Raw genomic sequence first — 25,869 nt, forward strand, 5'->3', positions numbered from 1 at the left:
ATTACCAGCTTCTTACCCATAATTTAGGATGCCGCAGGAGTGGCATCGGACGGGAAGGTTGAAAGAAAATATAGAAAGTGAAAGGATGCCACAAGATGGATTCTTTCAACCTGTTTATTTTGAGGCAGTACCGCAAACCATTTTGCGGTATGCAATAGGTGTAAAAATGAGAAAAAACAGTATTAAAAATACAAGAATTAACGGAGAAGTTCAGCGGGAATTAAGTCAGCTTATCAGCAGAGAAATTAAAGATCCAAGGATCAATCCAATGACCTCAGTCGTTGCCGTTGAGGTAGCTCCGGATTTAAAACATGCTAAAGTTTATATCAGTGTTCTGGGTGATGAAGAATCACAGAAAAACACTTTGGCCGGTTTAAGAAGTGCAGCTCCTTATATGAGAGGGCAATTAGCCAGAAGTATCAATCTGCGTAACACACCGGAGCTTACCTTTATTTTGGATCAATCCATAGAATATGGTGTCAATATGTCCAGGTTAATTCATGAGGTAAATAAAGATTTAGAGAATGAACAAACTGAGGATTCTTCTTTGGAAGAGGAAGATGATGGTTATGACTCTGAGGATAATTCGGAAGATGATGTAGAAGACGATATGAAAGTAATAAATGAAACAAAATTAGATCAAGAGTAAATAATTTAAAATGGATAATGAAAAGTAGCCCGGAATGGTACAAACATGGTGGGATGCCTGTTAAAGCAGCATTAGTTTGAATAATCAAACGATATATTGCTTTACTGGCATTGTTTGTGTATGGAGGTTAGTATGAAAAATGTATTAGATGAATTAAGAAATGCCAGAACCATAGGAATTGCCGGTCACGTCAGACCAGACGGCGATTGCGTGGGGTCCTGTCTGGCATTATATCATTATTTGAAGAAAAATCTATCCGGGGATCCGGTTATCGATTTATATCTGGAGACAATACCGGAAAAATTTAAAATCATTGGAGATACCGAAGTAATTAAGCAGGAGAATATGGATAGTATTATTTATGATGCTTTTATATCATTAGACAGCAGCAGTTTAGACCGCTTAGGATTTGCTCAGGTTTATTTTGAACAAGCAAATAAAACCATAAATATAGATCATCATATCAGCAATTTGAAATTTGCGAACGCTAATCATGTGGAAGAAAAAGCAAGCTCAACCTGCGAAGTGCTTTTTGGTTTATTTGAAGAAGAAAAAATAGATATTACAATAGCAAAAGCGTTATATCTCGGGATCATTCATGATACCGGAGTATTTAAGCATTCCAATACTTCGGAAAAAACCATGAATATAGCCGGAAAACTTATTTCCATAGGTGTTCCGTTTTCCCAGATGATTGATGAAACTTTTTATATTAAAAACTATCATCAGAACCAGATTTTAGGTAGATGTCTGTTAGAAAGCATGTTAATTCTTGACGGTAAGTGTATTGTATCATCCGTTAGTAAAAAAATGCTGGAGTTTTATGATTCAACCTCTGCGGATTTGGATGGTATCATAGACCAACTCAGGATTACGAAAGGTGTGGAGGTAGCCATACTTCTTTATGAAACGGATTTTCATGAGTATAAGGTGAGTATGCGCGCTAACGGAGATGTTGATGTCAGAAAGATTGCGTCTTATTTTGGCGGAGGCGGACATATTAAGGCAGCCGGCTGTACGATGCACGGTACCATTCATGATGTAGTAAATAATCTGACCGGACATATAGAACACCAATTAGCGAATTTAACAAGTGAACAGGAGTCAGAATATTGATTAACGGAATCATCAATGTATATAAAGAAAAAGGATTTACTTCCCATGATGTTGTTGCTAAATTAAGAGGCATTATAAAGCAGAAAAAAATCGGTCATACCGGTACCCTGGATCCTGATGCGGAAGGGGTACTGCCTGTTTGCCTTGGAAATGCAACAAAATTATGTGATATACTGACAGATAAGGATAAGATCTATGAAGCGGTTCTGTCACTTGGATTAACTACGGATACGCAGGACATAACCGGTACTGTAATAAGTACTTATGAAGTTACTGCAGACAGAGAGCAGATTGAGAAGGCTATTTTTAGTTTTATCGGAGATTACAATCAATTACCGCCCATGTATTCTGCCATAAAAGTAGGCGGAAAACGCTTGTATGAACTGGCCAGGGCGGGTAAGGAGATTGAAAGGGAGCCTAGAAAAGTAAGGATACATAATATCCGGATTCTTGAATTTAATGAAGAAAAGCATGAAATAAGAATGTCGGTGGAATGTTCAAAGGGTACTTATATCAGAACCTTATGTCATGATATCGGTGCCAGTTTAGGGTGCGGCGGTTGTATGAAAAGTTTGTTAAGAACTAAAGCAGGAGCCTTTACCTTGGAAAACAGTTTAAAATTGTCGGAAGTTCAAGCGGCTTTCATGCAGGAACGTTTACAGGATTTTATTATAAAAGCGGATGATATGTTCCCTGATTACCCCAAAATTATTGTAGCAGAGGAATATACGAAATTAATATATAATGGCAACAGTTTTCATATCGATCAGTTAAAAAAAGAAGCCGTTCCATGGTATAATAGTAATGTTAATGAAAATAACGGATTTGTACGGGTTTATGACTGGCAGAATCAATTTATCGGGATATATGAATATGTGTTAAAAGATAAAATTTATAAACCGGTAAAAATGTTTTTATAGACATTAATAGGAGCATATAAGTGAAAGAAAATTTAGTAAAAGAAAGATGCCACATGTAGATTCTTTCACTTTTTCTTATTTGTGGCACTATCGCAGGCATCCTGCGATATGCAATGGGTGGAAAATATGGAATATATAACAGGAAGAACTGATTTTAAACTTCATAATTCAGCCGTATCTTTGGGAAAATTTGATGGAATACATCGCGGACATCAACTTTTGCTGAATAAGATATTAGAGCAAAAAAGTAAAGGATATCAGGCTGTGATGTTTACTTTTATGTTTCATCCAAATAACCTGTTTTCAGATAAAGAAATTGACACTATTTATACGGAAGAGGAAAAACGGTATTTGTTGGAACAAAGCGGTTTGGATGTTTTGGTCTCATATCCCTTTACGGAAGAAACTGCTTCCATGGAACCGGAGGATTTTATTAAAGATGTTTTGATTAATAAACTGGATGCAAGGATGATAGTTGTCGGTTCGGACTTTCGTTTTGGACATAAGCGGAGAGGAAATGTAGCTTTACTTCAAAGTATGTCTGGTACTTATGGTTATGAGTTAGTTGTATTTGACAAAATGAAATTAGAAGATCAGGTAATCAGCAGTACTTATATCCGTAATGAACTTTTGGAAGGACATATAGAAAAGGCAAATTCCATGTTAGGCAGACCATTTTCCATAATAGGAGAGGTGCAGCATGGCAGAAAAATAGGGCGTACTTTAGGATTTCCTACTACAAACCTGATTCCGGCGGAACATAAATTACTGCCGCCAAATGGTGTTTATGCATCAATTACCATAATAAACGGTAAAAAATATCCCGGAGTAACTAATATCGGATTTAATCCGACGGTGGGTACTACGCCGGAACCCAGGGTTGAAACGTATATAATTGATTTTGATTCTGATTTATATGGTACCACCATTGAAGTTTGTTTGTATAGCTTAGAGAGACGTGAGGTTAAATTTCATTCATTGGATGAATTGAAAGCACAGATGCAAAAAGACATAACATTCGGACGAGAATATTTTGCAAAGGTAAGTTATTAAAATAAAAACTTTTTGTAATAATAGGAGGAATGAGTATGAAGATAATACGCGGTACTTTATTTATAGTGCATTTATTTGTTGGTTTTGGAGCTTTGGCAGGTGGTTTTGCAGCAATTACCAATCCGTGGAAGCCGCTTGGAATTACAGTCGATGCTTTAAAGTACTCCCCGTTTCATAATTTTTTTATACCGGGATTGATCTTGTTTCTTGTTATGGGTTTTGGAAATATTTTTTGTGCTTTTCTGTTTCACTTTAAGACACGGTATCAAGGGTATGTAAGCGGTGTTTTTAGCGGGGCTTTAGTTATTTGGATTATTGTACAATGTATTATGCTTCAGGCTGTTGCTTCTCTTCATGTAATATTTTTTTTGATAGGATTTATTCAGGGAATTTTATCTTTGACTCTTTTATTTGAACAACGGTTATTTCCTGCAAATATAATTTTAGCTATATTAAAAGAGGTAAAATTAGTAAAATAATATAGTTTTTTTATTTACATAACCAAGATATATCGGATGAGTGCTTTGAAAAATACATAACTTCTTTCGTATCCCATATCTTATCCAATATACCATTTTGAATACAATATAAATGAAACAAATAATGAAAAATTTTATAAATAATTTGATTAATTTTGGGATAGAATAATATTATAAAATAATGCATAATGAAAGGGGAATCTTATTCCCCCTTTCATTATGCACTTTTTTATTTTATAAAAAATTATGTCCTAAGAGATAAAAAACCTCCGGGCAGGATGCGCATGAATGCAGTCACGCCAGATACTCTTTTAGTGCTTCATATAAAGCATTAATTCCGTCAGGAATAGTTTCTTCCGGTACATTGGCGTATCCTAACAGAATTGAGGGTGCAGAAAGGGTATCCGGTTTTTTATATAATGTTCACTAAGTCCGTATAATTTAATGCCCTTTTTTCCAGCCGTTTCTATTATTTCATTTTCAGATACCTTACTGTTAAAATTCAATACCAAATGTAAACCTCCGTTTTCTCCCTCAATAATTACTTTCTCCCGAAAGATTTTCAAACATTGAACGAGCAGGTCATGTTTACTTTTATAGATTTTTCTCATTTTATTTAAATGCCGTTCGAAATATCCATCTGTAATAAAATGGGTAATTATGTTCTGATCCACTCGGGATACCGTAGAGGAGTAATAATATAAATTCTTTTTATACAATTCCAGAAGCCTTTTGGGTAACACCATATAACCTACACGGATAGCCGGTGCAACGGCTCTGGAAAAAGTTCCAAGATAAATAACTTTACCGGAGGAATCAATACCCTGTAATGCAGGAATTGGTTTTCCTTTATATCGGAATTCACTGTCATGATCATCTTCAATAATATAACGGTCAGGATCCTTATCGGCCCATTGCAATAATTCCATCCGGCGCTTAATTGGCATAACTATTCCCAACGGATATTGATGGGAGGGAGTTACGTATACTACATTAGCTTCCGACTCATATAAAGGCAGAATCTTAATTCCATTCTGGTCTAAGTCAATTGGCAATACGGAGTAATGCAGTCCGGTAAAAATTTTATAGGCCTGTTTATAAGTTGGATTCTCCATGGCTATATTTTTAATCGTATTTACATATTGAAAAAGTTGTGAAAGCAGCTGAAGCAGGTAATCCGCCCCGCTCCGACTATAATCTGCTCTTCACTGCAATTAACACCACGGGATTCAAAAAGATATCTGCTTATGGCACTTCGAAGACTTTCGTCACCCTGGTTATTGCCTAAGAGAAACATATCGTTATTATATTCATTCATGCAGTTTTTAGATAACTTACGCCAGATATTATAAGGAAAATTATTAATATCAATGGCAAAAGGTGAAAAATCGTACCTGTACGGTAATTTGGCCTGCAAGGCTGGCTTTGTTATAGATGGACCACGCGGGTTTATGTGCATCAGGTCGGATACCATCGCTACATAATATCCGCTTTTTGGTATAGATTCAATATAACCCTCCGAAACCAGTTGTGCATATGACATATCCACGGTATTCCGGCTTACCTGAAGATTCATCGCTAAGCTTCTGGTAGAAGGTAATTTATAATGATAGGGAAGTGTACCGTCTTTTATCTCATTTTTTATATAATTATAAATCTGTTCATACATAGGCAGGGAGGAACGGGGATCAATATTTATGGTAAGCATTCTGATACCTCCTAAATTGGTATGGCAATAAAATGATTTTCTTGATAATAGAAGCATACCAGTTGCTTTGTTATTTTGCAAGTAATGACCTGGCTGTTACCAAACATAAGCACCTATTTTTAGTTTCAATATAATTAGTTTTCACTGTCTATATGAAAAATTCCGATTTCCTTATAATGTTCTATTTTATAATTAATAGTACTTAAACTGCTTTCTAATTGTTTCATCTGTGATAATATATTCTCTTTGTGTTTCAAGAGAATATTTTTCTTGTCTCGACTGTTTCGTTTCCTTGTAAGCACAAATTCATAAATTCTTTAATGTTGTCAATTGACATTCCTGAATTTTTTAAGCAGCAGATTAACCCTATCCAGTCAATATCGTTATCCGTAAACTTCCGTATCCCGCTTGGACTTCTTTTCACCAGAGGCAATAAACCCTCTTTATCATAATAACGTAAAGCGTATATGGAAAGTCCGGTTTTTTCTGAAACCTGTTTAATCGTATATTCCATGTTAACTTCCTCCATTGTCTCCTAAGTTTCCCCATCCTTTATAAAATAACACATTAAAAAAATTGTGTCAATTGGATTAAAAATCTTACTTTATCTCCTTTATTTTATGAAATCTTACGTGATCTTATGAAAAACCATTGACCTAGAGTTAACTCTATGGATTATACTCGTGTTATGTTTTGTACTATAGAAAAAAATTTGTTCCTATAGTCAGATGCACAGCGCAAAAGTAGCGCCTTCTATCAGAAGTTTAAAAGTAACTTCTGATAGATTTAATTATGTATTGGTTTGAAAGGAGTTTATTATGAATTACAGAAAATTTGGTAACACCGGTGAGGAAATATCAGCACTTGGATTTGGCTGCATGAGACTTCCGGAATATGAAAAAGACGGTAAATGGTTTGTTGATCAGGATAAAGCGACTGAAATGCTGCTGCATGCCTATGAAAATGGAGTAAATTATTTTGATACTGCGCCATATTATTGTCATTCTAACAGTGAAGAAGCAGTGGGAAAAGCCTTAAAGGGCATTCGCGATAAGGTAATGATATCTACAAAGATACCGGTAACCGATTGTAAATCAACCGGAGATTTCAGAAAATTCTTAGAAAATAGTCTTGCCAAATTAGATACACCTTATATTGATTTCTATCATTTCTGGGTATTAATAAGAAGTCCTTTGATGAGGGAATCATAGGAATGCATTTATTAGAAGAAGCTAAGAAAGCAAAAGACGAAGGTTTGATCCGTCATATTTCTTTTTCATTCCATGATGATGCGCAGAATATTAAGTATATTATTGATACTGCTGAAGAAAACGGTATTCCCATGGAAACTATGCTGGTACAATATAATCTGCTGGACAGAAGCAATGAAGAAATGATTAATTATGCAGGCTCAAAAGGCCTTGGTGTGGTAGCCATGGACCTGTTGGCGGAGGAAGGCTCGCTGCACCTACCGACCTTTATACCAAATTAACCGGTAAACCCTCCATCGCTACCTATGAACTTGCTTTTAAATTTGTATTAGGTAATCCATATTTGAGCTGTGCTTTGTCCGGTATGCAGAATATCGATATGGTGGAAAAAACCTGGCCATCGGCAGTGATAACACAATACTTTCCAAAGAAGAATGGACTCAATTAGGTGATGCGGTAGAGCAGCTTAAAAAATTCAGTGAATTATATTGCACCGGATGTTCATACTGCCAGCCATGTCCGGTAGGTATTAATATTCCTCATATTTTTAACCTGTATACTTACCATAATGTCTATGGATTAACCGATTATGCTAAATCAGAAATGAATAAGTACAAAGCGGAAGCCGGTAAAACAATTGAAAATTGTAAAAATTGCGGTCTCTGTGAAAAGAAATGTCCTCAGAAGCTTAAAATCCGTGAGGAATTAAGCCGTGTCGAGGGTATTTTAGCCGCTGTATAATACAGAATAGCAGCTTTTACGTATAACTTTATTAAACGCTTTTAATCTTTCTATCATTATTAATTTTAAGCATCAGCTTTCTTTGATTAAAAATAACATTAATCATGGAAAGCTGATTTTATTTCTGTGAAATCGAAGTTGGAATTAACAAGCTTGCTTGCAACGTGCACGTGAACCTGAGAAATTAGGGCGGTTTGTTCGTTTGGCTGTACTAAATCTGAGAAAATTTAACAATTTATGTGGTAATGATTTTTTTAAATGGTATAATGTTGAAATATAATAAGGGGTTAGTGTGAATTATTGAAAGGCATAATTCACACACATGTTTGTGCCTGCGAAAACCTCGGCCCAAACATGAGGCGCGTTGGAAATAACATGGCGGTTAGTGTGAAAAATGAATTTTTCACACGCAACTTTGTGCCTGCGGCTCAAAGTTTGCAGGTTGAGAGAAAGGCATGGTTAGAATGAAAAATAAGATTGATTTATGTTCACTTATACCTATAGGGCATATCGAAACTAAAACATCAGATAAAAATTTATATATGATGGCAACAAAAAGATTAACAACGAATTTTGATAAAGAAAATATGACTGCAGATTCGTATGTTGCCTTACCAGACAAGTTGCATATACCATTTCGAATTGATCTTACCGTAAAATTGGATGCACCAGGATTGTACTTATTATTAGGGAGGGGGCACATCAGTTTCGGAACCCTGCATTCTGATAACAGAAGATTGGATGATATGATAGAACCTAATTATAAACCCAGATTCTATCATAATCATATTCCGATGAACGAATTTGTTGACATATCCATTCTATACGCTAGTAAGGCAATGCAGATATTAATTAACGGGGAAGAGCGTTTTTACTCGGAAAAAGAAAAATACATGAAAGCTAAAACGTTCAAAGAATATAACGATACAGGTTTTACACTAAAAATAACTGGGGAAAAATATACCAATATAGTTGTAAAATCGTTACTGATTACAGAGTATAATAATCAACCAGAAATAAAACATAATGCGGAAAACCTGCCAAAACCATTGATAATCAACGAGGCAACAGGAGCTGAACAAAAACCAACTTTTGATAATTGTATTTCTTTATTGCCAAAGGTGATTCAGGAAGAAATAAAAAAAACAGATAATTATCTCCGTTCCTTAAAACCTATGAAATTTAAACGGCAAATTGAGAAATATGGTAATAAAATCACTTATCTTGCCTCCGATTATGGTTTCTCTTATCAGATATATCCCAGCAATGATATGATGAATCACTCATTAAGCTGGTATATTATAACTGGCAGTAAACCGGAATTTTGGCATAGAAAAGATGATAGGATGGAGATGACATTAAATAAGTTAATTATAGATTCTCCTGATTTAGCCGAAGGTTTATTTTCGAAGTTATCAGAATGTATTGGCTGCTGTAGCCAATGTATAGTAAAAACACCATATGAATTTAATGGGAAAAAGAAAATAACCTGCCACGGCAGAATGAAATTTAAAATGTGTCTTTCTGATTTTGACGAAGTAAGAACATTTATAAATGCGGTTAATGAATTAGTGAGTGAAGACAGCAGTAAAGTGTTATAATTATAAAAGGAAGATAATAGGAGTGTAGAAAATAACATTGAAATATATTGCCAACATGATTACAGCAACAAGAATTGTTTTATCCCTTATATTATTTTTTATGTTCCAGTATCCATGGATATTTATAACCTTATATATGATTTGCGGTTTGAGTGATATTTTGGATGGATATATTGCACGTAAAACGAATACACAAACCGAACTTGGGGCAAAACTGGATACAATCGCCGACTTAATCTTTTTCACTATAATAGCGGCATTTGTTATACTATGGATGAGACAGGAACTAATCAGATTTATCCCATTCCTTATACTAATTATGATTATTCGCCTGATCAATATAGGAATAGGAGTTTATAAATATCACACTTTCGTTATATTACATACCTGGGGTAACAAATTTACCGGATTACTTACCTTTATAACACCGATCATCAGTATAATTCATCAGTATGAAGTATTGTGGTTAATCTGTGGTATAGCAGTTTTATCTGCCTTGGAAGAAACTCTAATACATATAACTTCCAAACATCTTAATAGGAACAGAGAAAGTATATTTATGAGTTTAAAGTCCCTTTTTCCGTATGTAAGGAAAAAGTAAAGATTTATAGAATAAAATATGATATCATGGCAGTTATAGGAAGCATTTTTTAATAATTTTTCTATGATACCAGTTATTAATACTTATGAAACCTTATAGTAGCAATTATATATAAGTAAGGAGCAGAGATATGAATTTAGCCAGTAACATTGTTATAAACGTATATTCAATAGGGATTCTTTTAATCATCTATATCTTCTCAATAAAACATAATGATGAGAATTCCCTTCAGAATAAACATTATAAATGGATGCTGAAGATTACCATATTTATGCTTTTAGTTGATATATTGAGCAGATTTGACGGTAAAACGGTAACTATTTACCCGGTTCTTAACCATATAGGCAACTTTGCAATATTTTTGCTTAATCCAATGATATCATCCCTATGGCTGATTTATGTATATGACCAGATATACCCTAAAATAGAAAAACCTAAATGCCTGCTAATACCAATATATGCTGCAAATTGTTTAAATTTGGTACTATTGATATTCACACAATTTTTCGGTTGGTATTACTATATTGACACTGATAATATTTATCATAGAGGACCACTTTTTTGGTTAGCAGCATTTATGACTACAGTTTTAATTCTTGTAGCTTTTATACTAACCCTTATCAACCGGAACAGAATTGATAAGAAACATCTTTTTTCACTTATGTTTTTTGGTATTCCACCATTTGCCTGTGTAATAATACAGATTATATTCTATGGGTTATCCATAGTTTTAAATGGAATTGTTTTTTCTTTATTAATTGTTGCTTTGTATGTCCAAAACAATAATATATATACGGATTATCTTACGGGAGTATATAACCGTAAAAAACTCGAATTATATTTAAAGCAGAAAATTAGTACAAGTACGAATGGTAAGACGTTTTCAGCTATAATGCTGGACTTGGATAACTTTAAATCAATTAATGATACATATGGACATGATACGGGTGACCGTGCTTTGCAAATATCTGTTAAATTATTAAGAGGCTGCTTACATGCAAATGATTTTATATCACGTTTCGGAGGGGATGAATTTTGCATCATTCTTGATATATCCGATATAACCGAACTAGAAGGGGTTGTATCTAAGATCAGAAGTGCGTTAGAAAAGTATAACAGTACCAATGATCAGCCTTTTATACTAAGTTTCAGTATGGGATATTCTGTTTATGATTTACGTTCTAACCTAAGTATGGAAGACTTTAAAAAACAGATTGATAAATTTATGTATGATAATAAACAGATAAAGAAAGAATTGCTTAAACTGGAATAGCCAAATTGGTATTGCAATTACACGGATAAAAGACTACAATAATATTAATTAAACTGCTTTTATATCATTACTATCACAAAGCTGTGGGGGTAGAAATGTCAGATTGTTATATTAGTTATGGTGATATTAAACGTAAAATCAGAAATCTAAAGAAAGTTGAACTTAAAATACGTTTTCATGTGATGGATTTCTCCGAAAGTAATAATAAATATACATTGTCTAAAATGAATAATACCAATCTAATCTGGGATGATTTCTTTGATCTTCATGAGAGCACTTCAAAATCTGTTAAATATCCGTTAAAACGATTAGCTAAAATGAATAAGGATGAACTAAAAAATATCATCAGTGAGTTTTATTATGGTGTTTATTATCAATTTTACAAAGATAACGGAATGCTGGATATGAGTTTTTACGATCCGGATATACTTGCTCAGTTAGGCCTGCCCTTTGATGCAGACATATGTGCAATAAAGAAAAGATTTCGCGAACTGGCTAAAATCTATCATCCGGATGTGGGTGGGGATGGAACTAAGTTTATTGAATTACTTGAGCAATTTGAATCATTGCATATAAAATAATCAGGTTTCAAGCCTGATGGGATAAAGAATATTTTTTTTACGAATGATCCATTTGCACATGCTATGGGTCATATTTTCTTTATGGAACTTATCTGACAGGTTAAAGGAAAAGTTTACTTTTAACATGGAACATCCAGTATAATAATTCCATTTTTGTATCATTATAACATTATACGAAAACATTAAATATTCCGATTTGAAAGAAACAGATGACAATAAAACATATTATTGTTACTATGATAAAAGAAGAACATATCTGTTAATGAAAGAAAGGAAGTAAGAATGAAACAATTCAAAAGACTGCCCCGGCATATTGGTATTATACCCGATGGAAATAGAAGATGGGCATTAGGCAACGGATTAAATAAGGAAGATGGATACGAGCATGGTATTAGCCCGGGTTTTGAATTATATAGGGAGTGTATTGAATTAGGTATTAAGGAAATGACTTTTTATGGGTTCACCCAGGACAATACCAAAAGGCCTGCCGTTCAGACGAAAGCATTTCAAAAAGCCTGTGTGGATTCTGTTATGCAGTTAACGGGACAGGATGCAAATTTACTGGTAGTGGGAAATTCAGGCTCTCCATTATTTCCTAAGGAACTGCTTCCTTTTACGAAAAGAGTAACCCTTGGAAAAGGTCTAATGAATGTGAACTTTCTGGTTAATTATGGATGGGACTGGGATTTAAGACAATCCATTAAAAACCCGCAGAATGATCAGAATGATAATTTTACCACAAGTATTGCTTCCTCAGATATTTCCAGGATTGATTTAATTATAAGATGGGGAGGCAGGAGGCGGTTAAGTGGATTTTTACCGATTCAGTCCATATATGCTGATTTTTATATAATAGATGATATGTGGCCGGAATTTAAAATCCAGCATTTATATGATGCCCTGGAGTGGTATCAGACCCAGGACGTTACTTTGGGAGGTTAATACCAGAAGAAGCGGGACTTCTAATATATTTATAAGGCAATTGCGTAACTATATAGTTTTCTGAATATACCATACAATTAATACAATTTCATAGCTTCAGTTGCCTTTCAGGCAAGATTCAGCTCTGAAATTGTATTAATTGTATGGTATATAGATGCAATAAGCTAGTTTCGCAATTGCCTATTTAATATATTTATATATGTAAGGGGATATCATGAATCATTTGAAAATTAATTCATATATCCCCGTATTTTTCATTTTAACTTAATAACGGAAATTAATTTCATAAATTGTTTATCAGCTTTAATAAGATTATAGCATTAATCATATAAGGAAGATGGTTATCAGAATGGACTTATAACAACCGGCTGTATCTGTTTGCCCTCCAAGGCACTTTCTATTGTTAATTTTAACAGGTGGGTATGGGCTATCATGGATTTTGGTTTATTGTCCGGGCTATCCTGACCAAATGGAACAAAGTAGATATTTTTAGTATTTAATAAAGTACCTATATTTTTTAGATTTAAACCGAGTGCGTCATTGGTAGCTACGGATATTACTAACGGCTTATTGTTACGGATATGAGCTTTTGCTGCCATTAAAACAGGCGTATCTGTAATTCCATTAGCCAGTTTTGCTAATGTATTACCGGTGCAGGGAATAATAGCCATGATATCGAACATATTCTTTGGACCGATTGGCTCTGCATCTTCGATGGTAGTAATCGGTTCTTTACCGGTCATTTGTTTTAATCTATCATAGAAATCGGCAGCTTTGCCGAAACGGCTGTTAATTTTTTGTGAGTTAAAGGAGAGGATTGGATAAACATTTACATTTTCAGCAAGAAGATGTTCAATTTCTTCAAATGCTTTATCAAAGGTACAGAAGGAACCAGTTAATGCAATTCCTATATTTTTATTATGCAAAGACATATGAATCACTTCTTTCTAGATTAGTTAACAGGTAATTAGTTAAAAAAGCCGCAGAGGATTTCGGGGCATATTTACCCGGAAGCCCAAGACAAAGTTTGGCATTTCTGGATAGTTCTTTTGCCGATGGAAAATCTATACCACCGGGAGCAGAGGAAATATCAATAATTACAACATCGGGATTTGTTTTAATTAGCAGTTCTCTTGTTACTATTAAAGAGGGTATGGTATTAAAAATGTAATCATATTGGTCAATTTTCTCTTCCAGGGCGGAAAGAGCTACCGTACCAAAAGAAGCTGCATTTGCAGCAGCTAAAGCAAGGTGAGATCGGGCGGCTATATCAATATTACCGCACAGACCTTTTAGTTTTTCGGCTAAGGTTCTGGCACAGCGTCCAAATCCCAGGATAAGGCAGGAACTACCGTGAAGGTTAGTGGTACTTGAAAGAATTGCTTCAGCAATAGTACCCTCGGCAGTTGCAATTGTATTAAAGAGAATAACTTCTTCCTGCTCCATGAAATCATGATAATAGATACCTAAATTATCACACTGTTTTTTCATTTCTTTTGTAAGGCATCCACCATATAATTTTTGACCGGAGGAAAGTAAAGCGCACAATTGTGTTATGGTTAAATCCGGTTGTGCTGTTTGTGCAATTATATTCCGTCCATCCTTTGAGACAGGGATTGGGGTGATTATAATTTGACTGGAATCTATAGCTTCTGCTAAGGAATCAGCAGTAGTACAGGATAAATCCAAAGATGGATCTGTAAGACCGTATACAATGACAGAGTAATTACGGGCGATTAAATCATTTGCCATAAAAATCTGTCTCATATCTCCGCCTATAATTGCAAAATCATAATTAGTAGGATTCATAAAAAGCCTCCCAAATTTATTAAAGAAAAAGTTTTATGGAAAAACTCTTAAGTTAATAAGTATTGCATGCTTCAATATATGGTATTTTATTAAAAAAGTTCTTGCTTAACCTATGCCTAATATGGATAACGATTTTTTTATATGACAATACATGAGTATAATCTTGTTTGTTCAACGTATTATGAAAAAGGTGCAATCTGTAACTGGAAATTTAACGTATTTTTCGTACAATTATTGAATTAACTGTTTACATTTTACCGATACTATGCTATGATAAAAAACGTCAACTAGCCAATACTCAGAATAAGGACACTCCGACCTTTATCTTAGTATCAGGCGTTTAAAATTTAGGAGGAAAAAACCATGATTAGTAAAGAAAAGAAACAAGAAATTATTGCAAGTTTTGGAAGAACACCGGAAGATACCGGTTCACCAGAAGTACAGATCGCTCTTTTATCTGCAAGAATTAATGAATTAACAGAGCATTTAAAGAGTAATAAGAAAGATCATCACTCAAGAAGAGGTCTTCTTAAAATGGTTGGTCAAAGAAGAGGTTTATTGGAATACTTAAAGAATACGAACATTGAAGGATATCGTACTTTGATTGATCGTTTAGGATTAAGAAAATAATTCAAAACTTTAGGATTCGTTCGTTGCTATATTTACAGCGACATAGATTATAACTTCGTGAACATTCTATTTTAAAAACCGGAAAGGGTGGATTTTATCCATCCTTTTTTTATCGGAGAAAATATAAAATGATTGGGTGTAAATAATGTACATAACAAACCAAATGAAAATAATAGCTAAGGATAAACCTTTCCTTAGCAAAACGATTGCTATTACGATACCTATAGCCCTGCAAGGTCTTTTAAATACTATCTTAAATTTTGTAGATATTTTAATGATAGGTAAATTGGGAGAAAGCACGATAGCAGGTGTCGGATTGGCGAATAAAGTCTTTTTTGTATTTACGCTGCTGGTTTTTGGTATCGTCAGCGGTTCAGGTGTTCTGACAGCCCAGTACTGGGGGAAGCGGGATGTAGTAAATATCAGAAAAGTTTTGGGAATCTCCCTAATTTTAGCATTAAGTGCATCAATATTATTTGTCGTACCATGTATCATTAACCCGAAATTCGTCATGGGTATTTTTACAAATAGTGAAGAGACTATAAGAATCGGGGCAGTATATCTTTCAATTGTAGTTATCAGTTATCCATTTACTGCAATAACCAATGCATATGTATCTCTTCTTCGCGGGGTAAATCAGGTAAAAGCACCGGTTATTATAAGTATAGCATCAATTTTAGTGAATGTTATATTTAACTACATACTTATTTTTGGTAAATTTGGCTTTCCGGAATTGGGAGTAGCAGGAGCGGCCATTGCTACATTAATGGCAAGAGTTGTGGAAAGCAGTGTTTTACTTTTCATAGTTTATAAGAATCACGGACCGGCTGCAGCTAAACTAAAAGAGTTATTATCATTTAATCTTGAATTTATCAAAAAGTATTTTGTTACAGTATCACCTGTAATTGCGAATGAGTTTATGTGGGGATTAGGAGTTACCTTATATTCTTTAGCTTATGGAAGAATGGGGGATTCTGCGGTAGCAGCAATCACCATAACACAGACGGTGGAGCAGATTATGCAGGTTATTTTTATGAGCCTGAGTAATGCAGCAGCGGTTATCCTTGGAAATGAGATGGGAGCTGGGCATCTTAAGGATGCAGAAAAACACGCAAAAAATCTGATTTTTATTCAATTAACGTTAACAGTATTTGTGGGAATATTCTGCTTTTTTATAAGACAGCCAATTATTAATCTCTTTGATGTAACCGATATTGTTGCCGGGTATGTTAAATTATGCTTTTTAGTATTTATTCTATATATGCCGTTTAAAATGTTTAATACGATTAATATCGTTGGAATTTTAAGAAGCGGAGGAGATACGAAAGCCTGCTTATTCTTAGATTGTACCGGAGTTTGGTTTATCGGCATTCCAATGGCTTTTATCGGCGGACTAGTTTTGCATTTACCAATCTATACGGTATATGCCATGGTTTTAATCGAAGAAATATATAAATTTATTCTTGGAATTAAACGTTACCGCAAGAAAAAATGGTTGAGGAATCTTGTGGCAACTGAATATTAATGAAAAATTAAGTATAAATTGAGCTCAATGATATATAAAGCCGGAGATACATAATGTTACGGTAACAGTTACTTAATAGTAATTGATAAAATCATAATAAATAAAAACACAAATAAAAAATGTTTCCTGCCTGAAAGCTGCAGGAAACATTTTTATTTTCCGGTTTACTGATTCATTTTTGCTAAAATACTTCTAGCAACACTGATTCCGTTGGCAGATGCCTGCTGTAATCCTCTGGTTACGGAAGCACCGTCACCGATTGCTCTAAGTCCGTTAATACTTGTTTCAAAATCTTTGTTAACAACTACTTTATTGGAATAGAATTTAACTTCCACGCCATAAAGCAGTGTCTCATCACTGGCAATACCAGGAGTCACCTTATCCAAGGCAAGAATCATCTCTTTAATATCCACCATAATTCTATGAGGGAAGACTAAGGATAAATCTCCGGGTACGGCATCCTTTAAAGTGGGAATAAGATTATTTCTACAGAGCCTTTCTTCGGTTGTTCTTCTGCCTCTTTGGAAATCCCCGAATGTCTGTACGAGAATCCTGCCGTCACATAACATGTTGCTTAATTGTGCAATGTATTTACCGTATTCAATTGGAGTTTTAAATGGTTTGGTAAAATTCTTGGAAACAAGAACAGCAAAGTTTGTATTATTTGTTTTGTATTCTTTGGATTTATAAGCATGCCCATTAACTACCGCAAGACCATTCTCATAATATTCCGTTGCTACCTCACCGGATGGATTGGAGCAGAAAGTACGTACTTTATCATCAAAAGTTGGTGTATAATAAACTAGTTTTGCTTCATAAAGATTTTTATTTAGAAATTCCATAACCTCATCACGGACTTCAACACGAACACCAATATCAACAGTACCTACTTTTGTTTCAATTCCGTGGGAAGCGCAGATATGGCTGAACCAGTCGGAACCCTCGCGGCCGATAGCAGATACGATTTCATCTGCGTAATAAGTAGTTCCGTCGCCGATGATGATACCTTTTGCCAGCTGATCTTCTATTATAATGTCCTGAACCATGGTGTTAAATAACATCTCAACACCGGAAGCTAACAGATGTTCCTGCAGGCGGGTATAAATTTTATAACCCTCCTCCGTACCCAGATGTCTGATGGGACATTCGATTAATTTAAGATTAGCGTTGATGGCACGTCTTCTGATTTCATGTATTTCATTTTCTTTATCTATTCCGTATACATTGGTGTCTGCACCAAATTTAAGATAGATGTCATCCGATTCTTTTAACAGTTCAATGGTATTTTCATAACCTAAGATGTCAGGAAGATTTCCGCCAACGTCCGGGGATAAGGAAAGTTTACCGTCTGAAAATGCACCGGCACCTGCAAAACCGGTTGTTATCGAGCAGGGTTTGCAGCCTACGCATTGTTTTGTTGTCCTTTTAGGACACATTCTTTTTTCAATTGGGCGTCCCTTTTCTACCATTAAGATTTTTAAAGCTTTATTTTCTTTTATTAATTCATAAGCACAAAAAATACCGGATGGGCCGGCTCCTATAATAATTACATCATATCTTTGCATAGTAACCTCTTTTCTGAATATCCTATGGAAAATTAGATATTCTTTAATACTAAGTCGAAAAATTGTATTCAACTTATATACCGTCTCGTGTATATGTCTTCTGATTGCCAACGAAATTCTAACATAGATTTCATAAATATGCAAGAAAATATGAATTTCATTAAATTAACTGTCCGGGCAGCGTTAATATGAACGGAAACGGTAATGGGATCTGCATAAAATGTTATAATAATGCTAAGTTAATTGAAGCTTTTTTTACAGGAAGTAACACCACTTACATAATCGAATGTATGTCATTCAACTTTTTTACAGAAAAATATTATCATATAAGTCCGTTTTATAATTTTCAAATAAGTAATTTAAAGTTATATAAAAATGGAACAGATTGATAGAAAAATTGAAAAATTTAGTAGTAATTTTATCATTTTAGTGCTATAATATACTATTAGAGGGCCTTTTTACCCTTTTCAATCAGTGAATGTTGGAGATATATCCCGAGACTTCTGAAAAGGTTATCGGAATAAAAGTATTCTTTTGAACTTTTTATTAATATAGATTCGGTGAATTTTTCAGTAGTTTCGGCATCTCCAACAAAAATTATTCTTTCAAAGGAGAGCAAAATATGTACAAAAGTTTTTCCATGGAGTTAGCCGGAAGAACTCTTACCGTTGATGTAGGTAGAGTTGCGGCACAGGCAAATGGTGCTGCATTTATGCATTATGGAGATACGGTTGTTTTATCAACAGCAACTGCATCCGATAAACCAAGAGAGGGAATTGATTTCTTCCCATTAAGTGTTGAATATGAAGAAAAATTATACGCAGTCGGTAAAATTCCGGGAGGGTTTATTAAAAGAGAAGGAAAAGCATCCGATAATGCCATCCTGACTTCCCGTGTAATTGACAGACCAATGAGACCGTTATTCCCAAAAGATTACCGTAACGATGTAACACTCAATAACCTGGTTATGTGTGTAGATCAGGACTGCAGCCCTGAATTAACAGCTATGCTGGGTTCTGCAATTGCAACTGCAATTTCTGATATTCCTTTCGATGGACCGACTGCTTCCACCATGGTTGGTATGGTTGATGGGGAATTCGTATTTAACCCGACAAGTTCTCAAAGAGAAAAGTCAACTTTATCATTAACTGTAGCATCTACAAGAGATAAGGTTATCATGATAGAAGCCGGAGCCAATGAATTACCGGAAGATAAGATGATTGAAGCTATCTTTGCTGCACATGATTTAAATAAGAAAATAATCGAATTCATTGATACAATCGTAGCCGAATGTGGTAAACCAAAACATGATTATGTAAAATGTGATACACCGGATGAGTTATGGCAGGATATGGTTTCCTTTATTACACCGGAAGCAATGGAAGAAGCAGTTTTTACTGATGTTAAGCAGGTAAGAGAAGCCAATATCAGAGAAATCAAAGATAAATTAACAGCAAGATATGAAGAAACCAATCCCGATTGGATTCCGCTTATTGATGAAGCAGTATATAAATTCCAGAAGAAGACAGTTCGTAAGATGATTTTAAAAGACAAGAAACGTCCGGATGGAAGAGACATTACTCAAATCAGACATTTAGCAGCAGAAGTGGATATACTTCCCAGAACTCATGGATCTGCTATGTTTACCCGTGGTCAGACTCAGGTTCTTACCATAACAACCTTAGGTGCATTAGCTGAAATTCAAAAATTAGACGGTATTGACGAGAATGAAACTTCTAAGAGATATATGCATCATTATAATTTCCCATCCTACTCCGTTGGTGAGACGAAACCATCAAGAGGTCCGGGAAGACGTGAAATCGGCCATGGAGCTTTAGCAGAGAGGGCATTGGTTCCGGTGCTTCCTACAGAGGAAGAATTTCCTTATGCAATCCGTACCGTATCGGAAGTTCTTGAATCCAACGGTTCTACTTCCCAGGGTAGTATCTGTGCTTCCACACTTTCCTTAATGGCAGCAGGTGTACCGATTAAGCGAATGGTAGCCGGTATTTCCGTAGGTCTTGTTACCGGGGAAACGGATGATGATTATATCATATTAACTGATATTCAAGGTTTGGAAGATTTCTTTGGTGATATGGATTTTAAGGTGGCTGGTACCCACAAGGGTATTACAGCAATTCAGATGGATATCAAGATTCATGGTTTAACCAGAGAAATTATTGAAAAAGCCATCTATAGAACGAAAGAAGCCAGAACTTATATTTTAGATGATATTATGGCTCCTTGTATTGGCGAACCTCGTCCGGAAGTTGGACCATATTCACCTAAGATTGTTCAGATCAAGATTGATCCAACTAAGATTGGTGATGTAGTTGGTCAGAGAGGCAAGACAATTAATGCAATTATTGACCAAACCGGTGTTAAGATTGATATCACGGATGATGGTGCCGTATCTGTTTGCGGTGTAGATGCGGATAGTATTCAAAAAGCCATCAAAATAATCCAGACTATCGTTACTGATTTTGAGGAAGGTCAAATCTTTGAAGGTAAAGTCGTAAGTATTAAAGAATTTGGTGCTTTCCTTGAGTTTGCACCCGGTAAAGAAGGTATGGTTCATATTTCAAAGATATCCAAAGAAAGAATTGACCGCGTTGAAGATGTTCTTACTTTGGGTGATGTTGTTAAAGTTGTATGCCTTGGAAAAGATAAAATGGGAAGAATCAGCTTCAGTATGAAAGATGTTAAATAAATATATAGTTTAAAGATATTAGAATATAATATATTAAAAATATAATTGGGGTAGTTACACAATAGCTTTTTAAAATGCTGTAGTGTGACTGCCCCTTTATTATAATACTTCAGAACTATTCACTACAGGAAGCAGATGGTTTATTTCCTCTTGACTTTCTATTTTTAAACGGGTAAAATACAGAACATAAAATAAACGAAACAAATCAAAACATAACTATTTGATAAAACATTACATAACCAGAATAACATGATCAAGCTACCATAAGTCTCTCAGCTTCAATGAGTACTATGGTAAGACAAAGGTGTCTAAGACAATATGTCTTAGGCATTTTTTATTGCCGAGAAAGCAATGTGGCCGATCATTAAGTTTGTTGATTGTAACGTGGTAGAGCGCATAGCAAGTAGTTTAACGATCAAAACGATTTCATAGGATTTTCTTTAGCAGAATCATTCTCGTTTTATTATTGATTTAGTTAACAGAAAGAAAGGAGACTTTATATGAAAAAAGGTAAATATGTATTATTTCTAATTATTTGCATGTCGGTAATGTTAACAGTTGGATGCGGTAAAAATAATACCGGTCAGGTCAGCGGTACAAAAGACAGTAATACAGCTGCTAAGGGAACTGCCGGTTCTGCGGAAAACAGTGATTCCAATGAAACAGCTCCGGTTGAAATCCTTGTAGTAGCTGCAGCAAGTTTACAAAATTCCATGGAAGAAATCGGTGAAAATTATCAAAAGGAAAACCCTGATGTTACAGTAATCTATACATTCGGCAGTTCAGGTACATTACAGGAACAAATAGAACAAGGCGCTCCGGTGGATGTATTTATGTCTGCGGCATTAAAGCAAATGGAAACATTGGAGAAAGAAGGATTGATATTAGATGGAACAAAAAAGAACTGTTAGAAAATAAGTTAGTATTAATAGTTCCGAAAGACAGTAAACTTGGTATTACTAGTTTTGAGGATATATTAAAAGCACCTGTGATTGCTTTAGGAGACCCGGAAAGTGTTCCGGTCGGACAATATGCCGAAGAAGTATTTACTTCCCTGAATAACTTAGACGATGTAAAAAAACAGGCAACCTACGGAAAAGATGTAACGGAAGTATTATCCTGGGTAAGTACCGGCAACGCAGACGCAGGGGTTGTATATGCCACGGATACCAAATCCTGTGATTCAGTTACAGTCGTAGCAGAAGCACCGGAGGGAAGTACTTCTAGGGTAATATATCCGGCTGCCGTTGTAAAAGATACGAAATCAGTCGAAGCTGCAAAAGCATTTGTAGAGTATCTGACTACGGATGAAGCGCTGGGGGTTTTTGAAAAATACGGATTTACGGCTAATAAATAAAATTATCTATATCCCATGCAATTGATACAATTTCAGAGCTGAATCTTGCCCATAAGGCAACTGAAGCTATAAAATCAGTATCAATTGTATGGGATATTCGGAAAACTATATAGTTTCGCAATTACCTATGTACTATGTATATTTTAATAAGAAAGGAGTAAAAGAATGGACTGGTCACCTTTATTGATATCACTAAAAACTGCAATGGCAGCTACTATAATCACATTTTTTCTTGGCATTTATGCTGCTAACCAGATTCTGAAATTAAGGGGCAGGATAGCGTGGTTTCTGGACGGTTTATTTACCCTTCCCCTTGTATTACCACCTACCGTGGCAGGTTTTTTTCTGCTGGTATTGTTAGGAAAACATGGTCCTGCCGGTAAACTTTTATCCTATTTTGGCATACAGGTTATCTTTCATTGGTCTGCAACGGTAGTGGCAGCGGTTGTGATTGCCTTTCCTCTCATGTACCGATCCGCAAAGGCGGCCCTCGAGCAGATTGATATAAATTTACTATTTGCAGCCAGGACCCTTGGTTTATCGGAGTGGCATATATTCTGGAAGATTGCCATACCCCTTGCTCTTCCGGGAATTCTATCCGGCGGAATACTGGCATTTGCAAGAGCTTTGGGTGAATTCGGTGCGACTCTTATGATAGCCGGTAATATACCAAAAGTCACCCAGACGATTCCCGTTGCAATCTATATGGCAGTGCAGGGAAACAGAATGGACCGGGCTGCTGTCTGGGTTATCCTTATAGTAATCATATCCTTTACCGTTGTTTTCTTTATGAATTATCTGCCAAACAGGAAGAGAAAATACGGAACCTGGGAGGGGAAGAAATGAGCTTATCGGTGAATATCAGAAAAAAATTAGGGAGCTTCTCCCTGAATGTTAATATGAATATGGATAAAGAAAGAATGGGGCTTTTGGGGGCTTCCGGATGCGGTAAAAGTATGACATTAAAATGTATCGCCGGAATAGAAACACCGGATGAGGGAAGTATTATTCTAAATGGCAGAGTATTATATGATTCAAAACAGAAGATTGATTTACGGCCTCAGGAAAGAAAAGTCGGATATCTATTTCAAAATTATGCTCTTTTTCCCAATATGACAGTGGAAGAAAATATTGGTTGCGGATTAAAGGGTACTAAAAAATATAAAAAACCCAGAGTGGATCAAATGGTAGAATTTCTGCAGTTAAAAGGTTTAGAAAAAAGATACCCCATGCAGTTATCCGGCGGGCAGCAGCAGAGAGTAGCGTTAGCGAGAATACTGGCATATGAACCGGATGTGATTTTACTGGATGAACCTTTTTCAGCATTGGATTCTTATCTTAAGGAATATCTTTGGCGGGAACTGTTAGAGATTCTAAAAGCATATCACGTGGATACTATTATGGTATCCCATAACAGGGATGAGATTTATGGTTTATGTGACAGCATTGCTATCATGGATACCGGAAATCTGATATTAAGCGGTAACACGAAAGACCTCTTTGATAAACCCGGTAAGCTGACTGCCGCAAGACTGACGGGATGCAAAAATATATCGAGAATAAAAAACAGTCGGAGAATACAGTGGAAGCCTTAGATTGGGGAATATTATTAAAAACAGAAGAAGTTAGTGATAATATAAGTTATATAGGAATCCGTGCTCATGATATCAGGCCTTCTGATGATAAAACAATTGAAAATACACTGCCCTGCAATTGTATTCGTATCACTGATAGCCCTTTTGAAAAAAACCTAATTATAAACAGTAATTCCAATGAATTATGGTGGAAAATCAGTAAATCCTATTGGATTAATACACTAAATGAGAAATTACCTGATTATATAAGGCTTCCCAAGGAGCATTTGATGTTACTGGAATAAGAACTTTTTGTTTAAAATTAAAGTGTTAAATTATGTATGCATAAGCGTTTAATTGCGCTGTTCGTTGGAATAGCAGAGCTGGATAAACATGATAGTTCTAATACTTAAATAAACCGGTTGAATTAGATGAGATACACATCTTTTCAACCGGTTTTTTCTGTTACTGCCAAGGCATATAAACGAGTAAAAAAGCATAGCAATAAAGGAGATTAATAAAGTCTTAAAACTTCATTAGAATTTACCGAAAGATGGAAAAATAAATATTTTAGTGTTAAAATAAAAATATTAGTATCAAAACAAAAGGTATCTAATAGTAGTAAAGAAAAGTTTCTTTTATACATAGAAAGAAATATCATTAAAAATATCAAGTTGGGAGTCAGGGATGAATTTTGAATTTAATTTAGAAGAATATTTAAGCAATGGTGTGGAAAATATAATTAAAGGTGCTGTCAAAGCATCATTAAAGAATCCAAAAGAAAGTGCATTTATTGCAAAATTCATGTTAGAAATAAGAAAATCCAGAAAAATCAGACAAAAGCAGGAAGCCGCAGGAGAACATATTCCTCCTTTTCTTATTGCAAGTATTACGAATTCCTGTAACCTTCATTGTAAAGGCTGTTATGCCAGAGCAAATAAATCCTGTACGGATAAAGGTACAGATAATCAGCTTACAGAAAAGGAATGGGATTTCATTTTTAAAGAAGCGGGTGAAATTGGTATTTCTTTCATTCTGCTAGCCGGTGGTGAACCCATGTTACGTAAAGAAGTGATACAAACAGCAGCGAAATATAAAAACATAGTATTCCCGATTTTTACAAATGGAACAATGTTAGACGAAGATTATATAACGTTATTAAATCATAACCGGAATTTAATCCCAGTCTTTAGTATCGAAGGTGATTCTTTAACTACGGATGAAAGAAGAGGAGCAGGTATTTATTCCAAATTATTGATGGGTATGAATGAAATGAAGAATAGGGGAATTCTCTACGGGGTGTCAATTACTGTAAATAAAGAGAATTTGGGAGAAGTTACCGAAGAAAGTTTTATATCGAATCTTTATAATCTGGGATGCAAAGTAATTTTTTATGTAGAATATGTTCCCGTAACATCGGAAACCGCAGATATAGCACCCTCAGAGGTAGACAGATTGTATTTGGAGCAACAATTATTAAGTTTAAGGAAAAACTATGATGATATGATTTTTATTTCATTCCCGGGAGACGAAAAGTCATCGGGAGGATGCCTGGCGGCTGGCAGAGGATTTTTTCACATTAATTATCAGGGCGGTGTGGAGCCTTGTCCTTTTTCTCCTTATTCGGATATTAATATAAAAACGGTAACATTAAAAGAAGCATTACATTCTCCATTCTTTCAAAAGTTAAGAAATAACAATATTTTATTGGGTGAACATCATGGTGGTTGTATTTTGTTTGAGAGAAAGGACATAGTAGAAACGTTAATTAATTAGTAAGAACAAAATGCATCAATCGGTTTCTTTTGCATAGTCTTTCTCCAA

24 protein-coding genes and 2 pseudogenes are annotated in these 25,869 nt (G+C 35.0%); 21 read left to right on the forward strand and 5 right to left on the reverse strand.

Annotated features, from left to right (window positions below):
• The first annotated feature begins 166 nt into the window (after positions 1–166).
• The 5 genes from rbfA to Ana3638_RS16170 all read left to right on the forward strand — a co-directional run bounded on the left by rbfA (position 167) and on the right by Ana3638_RS16170 (position 4,217).
• The gene (gene rbfA / locus Ana3638_RS26840) at positions 167–649 is read left to right on the forward strand and encodes a 30S ribosome-binding factor RbfA (RefSeq protein WP_161840588.1); all 483 of its coding nucleotides are present in this window, start codon (positions 167–169) and stop codon (positions 647–649) included.
• A gap of 132 nt (positions 650–781) precedes the next feature.
• Positions 782–1,765 carry a DHH family phosphoesterase gene (locus Ana3638_RS16155; RefSeq protein ID WP_161838956.1) on the forward strand — a complete coding sequence of 328 codons (984 nt, stop codon included), beginning with the start codon at positions 782–784 and terminating at the stop codon, positions 1,763–1,765.
• Positions 1,762–2,685 carry a tRNA pseudouridine(55) synthase TruB gene (gene truB, locus Ana3638_RS16160; protein WP_161838957.1) on the forward strand — a complete coding sequence of 308 codons (924 nt, stop codon included), beginning with the start codon at positions 1,762–1,764 and terminating at the stop codon, positions 2,683–2,685. Before Ana3638_RS16155 ends, truB begins: the two co-directional genes overlap by 4 nt.
• Positions 2,686–2,811: 126 nt before the next feature.
• Positions 2,812–3,738 (forward strand): bifunctional riboflavin kinase/FAD synthetase, encoded by a 927-nt coding sequence (locus Ana3638_RS16165; protein WP_161838958.1) that lies wholly within the window; start codon positions 2,812–2,814, stop codon positions 3,736–3,738.
• Between the two features lie 35 nt (positions 3,739–3,773).
• Positions 3,774–4,217, forward strand: coding sequence for a hypothetical protein (locus tag Ana3638_RS16170; protein WP_161838959.1), 444 nt, complete (start codon positions 3,774–3,776; stop codon positions 4,215–4,217).
• A gap of 294 nt (positions 4,218–4,511) precedes the next feature.
• Here the strand turns inward: Ana3638_RS16170 and pdxR are convergent.
• A pseudogene (gene pdxR / locus Ana3638_RS26845) lies at positions 4,512–5,925 on the reverse strand (MocR-like pyridoxine biosynthesis transcription factor PdxR).
• A 253-nt stretch (positions 5,926–6,178) separates the two neighbouring features.
• The gene (locus tag Ana3638_RS16180; RefSeq protein WP_330587613.1) at positions 6,179–6,439 is read right to left on the reverse strand and encodes a MerR family transcriptional regulator; all 261 of its coding nucleotides are present in this window, start codon (positions 6,437–6,439) and stop codon (positions 6,179–6,181) included.
• 304 nt (positions 6,440–6,743) lie between these two features.
• Between Ana3638_RS16180 and Ana3638_RS25765 the strand changes: the two genes are divergently transcribed.
• From Ana3638_RS25765 to Ana3638_RS16210, 8 genes are all read left to right on the forward strand, one after another.
• The gene (locus tag Ana3638_RS25765; protein ID WP_281352837.1) at positions 6,744–7,136 is read left to right on the forward strand and encodes an aldo/keto reductase; all 393 of its coding nucleotides are present in this window, start codon (positions 6,744–6,746) and stop codon (positions 7,134–7,136) included.
• Between the two features lie 2 nt (positions 7,137–7,138).
• Positions 7,139–7,417, forward strand: coding sequence for an aldo/keto reductase (locus Ana3638_RS25770; RefSeq protein WP_281352838.1), 279 nt, complete (start codon positions 7,139–7,141; stop codon positions 7,415–7,417).
• Positions 7,418–7,553: 136 nt separating this feature from the next.
• The gene (locus Ana3638_RS25775) at positions 7,554–7,877 is read left to right on the forward strand and encodes a 4Fe-4S dicluster domain-containing protein (RefSeq protein ID WP_281352948.1); all 324 of its coding nucleotides are present in this window, start codon (positions 7,554–7,556) and stop codon (positions 7,875–7,877) included.
• 455 nt (positions 7,878–8,332) lie between these two features.
• A complete protein-coding gene (locus Ana3638_RS16190) occupies positions 8,333–9,478 on the forward strand; it encodes a hypothetical protein (protein ID WP_246240300.1) in 1,146 nt (381 codons plus the stop codon).
• 37 nt (positions 9,479–9,515) lie between these two features.
• On the forward strand, positions 9,516–10,079 hold the full coding sequence (locus Ana3638_RS16195; protein WP_246240303.1) for a CDP-alcohol phosphatidyltransferase family protein: 564 nt from the start codon (positions 9,516–9,518) through the stop codon (positions 10,077–10,079).
• 130 nt (positions 10,080–10,209) lie between these two features.
• Positions 10,210–11,352: a GGDEF domain-containing protein gene (locus Ana3638_RS16200; protein WP_161838960.1), complete on the forward strand. Its 1,143-nt coding sequence runs from the start codon at positions 10,210–10,212 to the stop codon at positions 11,350–11,352.
• 95 nt (positions 11,353–11,447) lie between these two features.
• The gene (locus Ana3638_RS16205) at positions 11,448–11,933 is read left to right on the forward strand and encodes a J domain-containing protein (RefSeq protein ID WP_161838961.1); all 486 of its coding nucleotides are present in this window, start codon (positions 11,448–11,450) and stop codon (positions 11,931–11,933) included.
• 282 nt (positions 11,934–12,215) lie between these two features.
• Positions 12,216–12,875: an undecaprenyl diphosphate synthase family protein gene (locus Ana3638_RS16210; protein ID WP_161838962.1), complete on the forward strand. Its 660-nt coding sequence runs from the start codon at positions 12,216–12,218 to the stop codon at positions 12,873–12,875.
• 344 nt (positions 12,876–13,219) lie between these two features.
• Here Ana3638_RS16210 and Ana3638_RS16215 read toward each other — a convergent pair whose 3' ends face one another.
• The gene (locus Ana3638_RS16215) at positions 13,220–13,807 is read right to left on the reverse strand and encodes a dipicolinate synthase subunit B (RefSeq protein ID WP_161838963.1); all 588 of its coding nucleotides are present in this window, start codon (positions 13,805–13,807) and stop codon (positions 13,220–13,222) included.
• On the reverse strand, positions 13,794–14,684 hold the full coding sequence (gene dpsA / locus Ana3638_RS16220; RefSeq protein ID WP_161838964.1) for a dipicolinate synthase subunit DpsA: 891 nt from the start codon (positions 14,682–14,684) through the stop codon (positions 13,794–13,796). Before dpsA ends, Ana3638_RS16215 begins: the two co-directional genes overlap by 14 nt.
• 363 nt (positions 14,685–15,047) lie before the next feature.
• On the opposite strand from dpsA, the gene rpsO reads away from it, so the two are divergent.
• Both rpsO and Ana3638_RS16230 read left to right on the forward strand, forming a co-directional pair.
• The gene (gene rpsO, locus Ana3638_RS16225; RefSeq protein WP_161838965.1) at positions 15,048–15,314 is read left to right on the forward strand and encodes a 30S ribosomal protein S15; all 267 of its coding nucleotides are present in this window, start codon (positions 15,048–15,050) and stop codon (positions 15,312–15,314) included.
• A gap of 142 nt (positions 15,315–15,456) precedes the next feature.
• Entirely contained in the window at positions 15,457–16,839 is a 1,383-nt protein-coding gene (locus Ana3638_RS16230) for an MATE family efflux transporter (protein ID WP_408609526.1), read from the forward strand.
• 164 nt (positions 16,840–17,003) lie between these two features.
• Here the strand turns inward: Ana3638_RS16230 and Ana3638_RS16235 are convergent, their stop codons facing one another.
• Entirely contained in the window at positions 17,004–18,404 is a 1,401-nt protein-coding gene (locus Ana3638_RS16235; protein WP_161838967.1) for an NAD(P)/FAD-dependent oxidoreductase, read from the reverse strand.
• 622 nt (positions 18,405–19,026) lie between these two features.
• On the opposite strand from Ana3638_RS16235, the gene Ana3638_RS16240 reads away from it, so the two are divergent.
• The 6 genes and pseudogenes from Ana3638_RS16240 (at position 19,027) to Ana3638_RS16260 (ending at position 25,821) form a co-directional block, all read left to right on the forward strand.
• Positions 19,027–21,114 carry a polyribonucleotide nucleotidyltransferase gene (locus Ana3638_RS16240; protein WP_161838968.1) on the forward strand — a complete coding sequence of 696 codons (2,088 nt, stop codon included), beginning with the start codon at positions 19,027–19,029 and terminating at the stop codon, positions 21,112–21,114.
• Positions 21,115–21,851: 737 nt separating this feature from the next.
• Positions 21,852–22,468, forward strand: a pseudogene (locus Ana3638_RS16245) (extracellular solute-binding protein); the annotation flags it as partial.
• A 168-nt stretch (positions 22,469–22,636) separates the two neighbouring features.
• Entirely contained in the window at positions 22,637–23,317 is a 681-nt protein-coding gene (gene modB / locus Ana3638_RS16250; RefSeq protein ID WP_161838969.1) for a molybdate ABC transporter permease subunit, read from the forward strand.
• Positions 23,314–24,066, forward strand: a complete 753-nt coding sequence (locus Ana3638_RS16255) for a sulfate/molybdate ABC transporter ATP-binding protein (protein ID WP_330587614.1) — start codon at positions 23,314–23,316, stop codon at positions 24,064–24,066. The genes modB and Ana3638_RS16255 overlap by 4 nt, the downstream gene beginning before the upstream one ends.
• Positions 24,054–24,350 carry a hypothetical protein gene (locus Ana3638_RS26395; RefSeq protein WP_330587615.1) on the forward strand — a complete coding sequence of 99 codons (297 nt, stop codon included), beginning with the start codon at positions 24,054–24,056 and terminating at the stop codon, positions 24,348–24,350. The genes Ana3638_RS16255 and Ana3638_RS26395 overlap by 13 nt, the downstream gene beginning before the upstream one ends.
• 382 nt (positions 24,351–24,732) lie before the next feature.
• Positions 24,733–25,821: a radical SAM protein gene (locus Ana3638_RS16260; protein WP_161838970.1), complete on the forward strand. Its 1,089-nt coding sequence runs from the start codon at positions 24,733–24,735 to the stop codon at positions 25,819–25,821.
• Positions 25,822–25,869: the final 48 nt, after the last annotated feature.

Source organism: Anaerocolumna sedimenticola (genome assembly GCF_009931695.1).
In the GTDB taxonomy this organism is placed as follows: domain Bacteria; phylum Bacillota; class Clostridia; order Lachnospirales; family Lachnospiraceae; genus Anaerocolumna; species Anaerocolumna sedimenticola.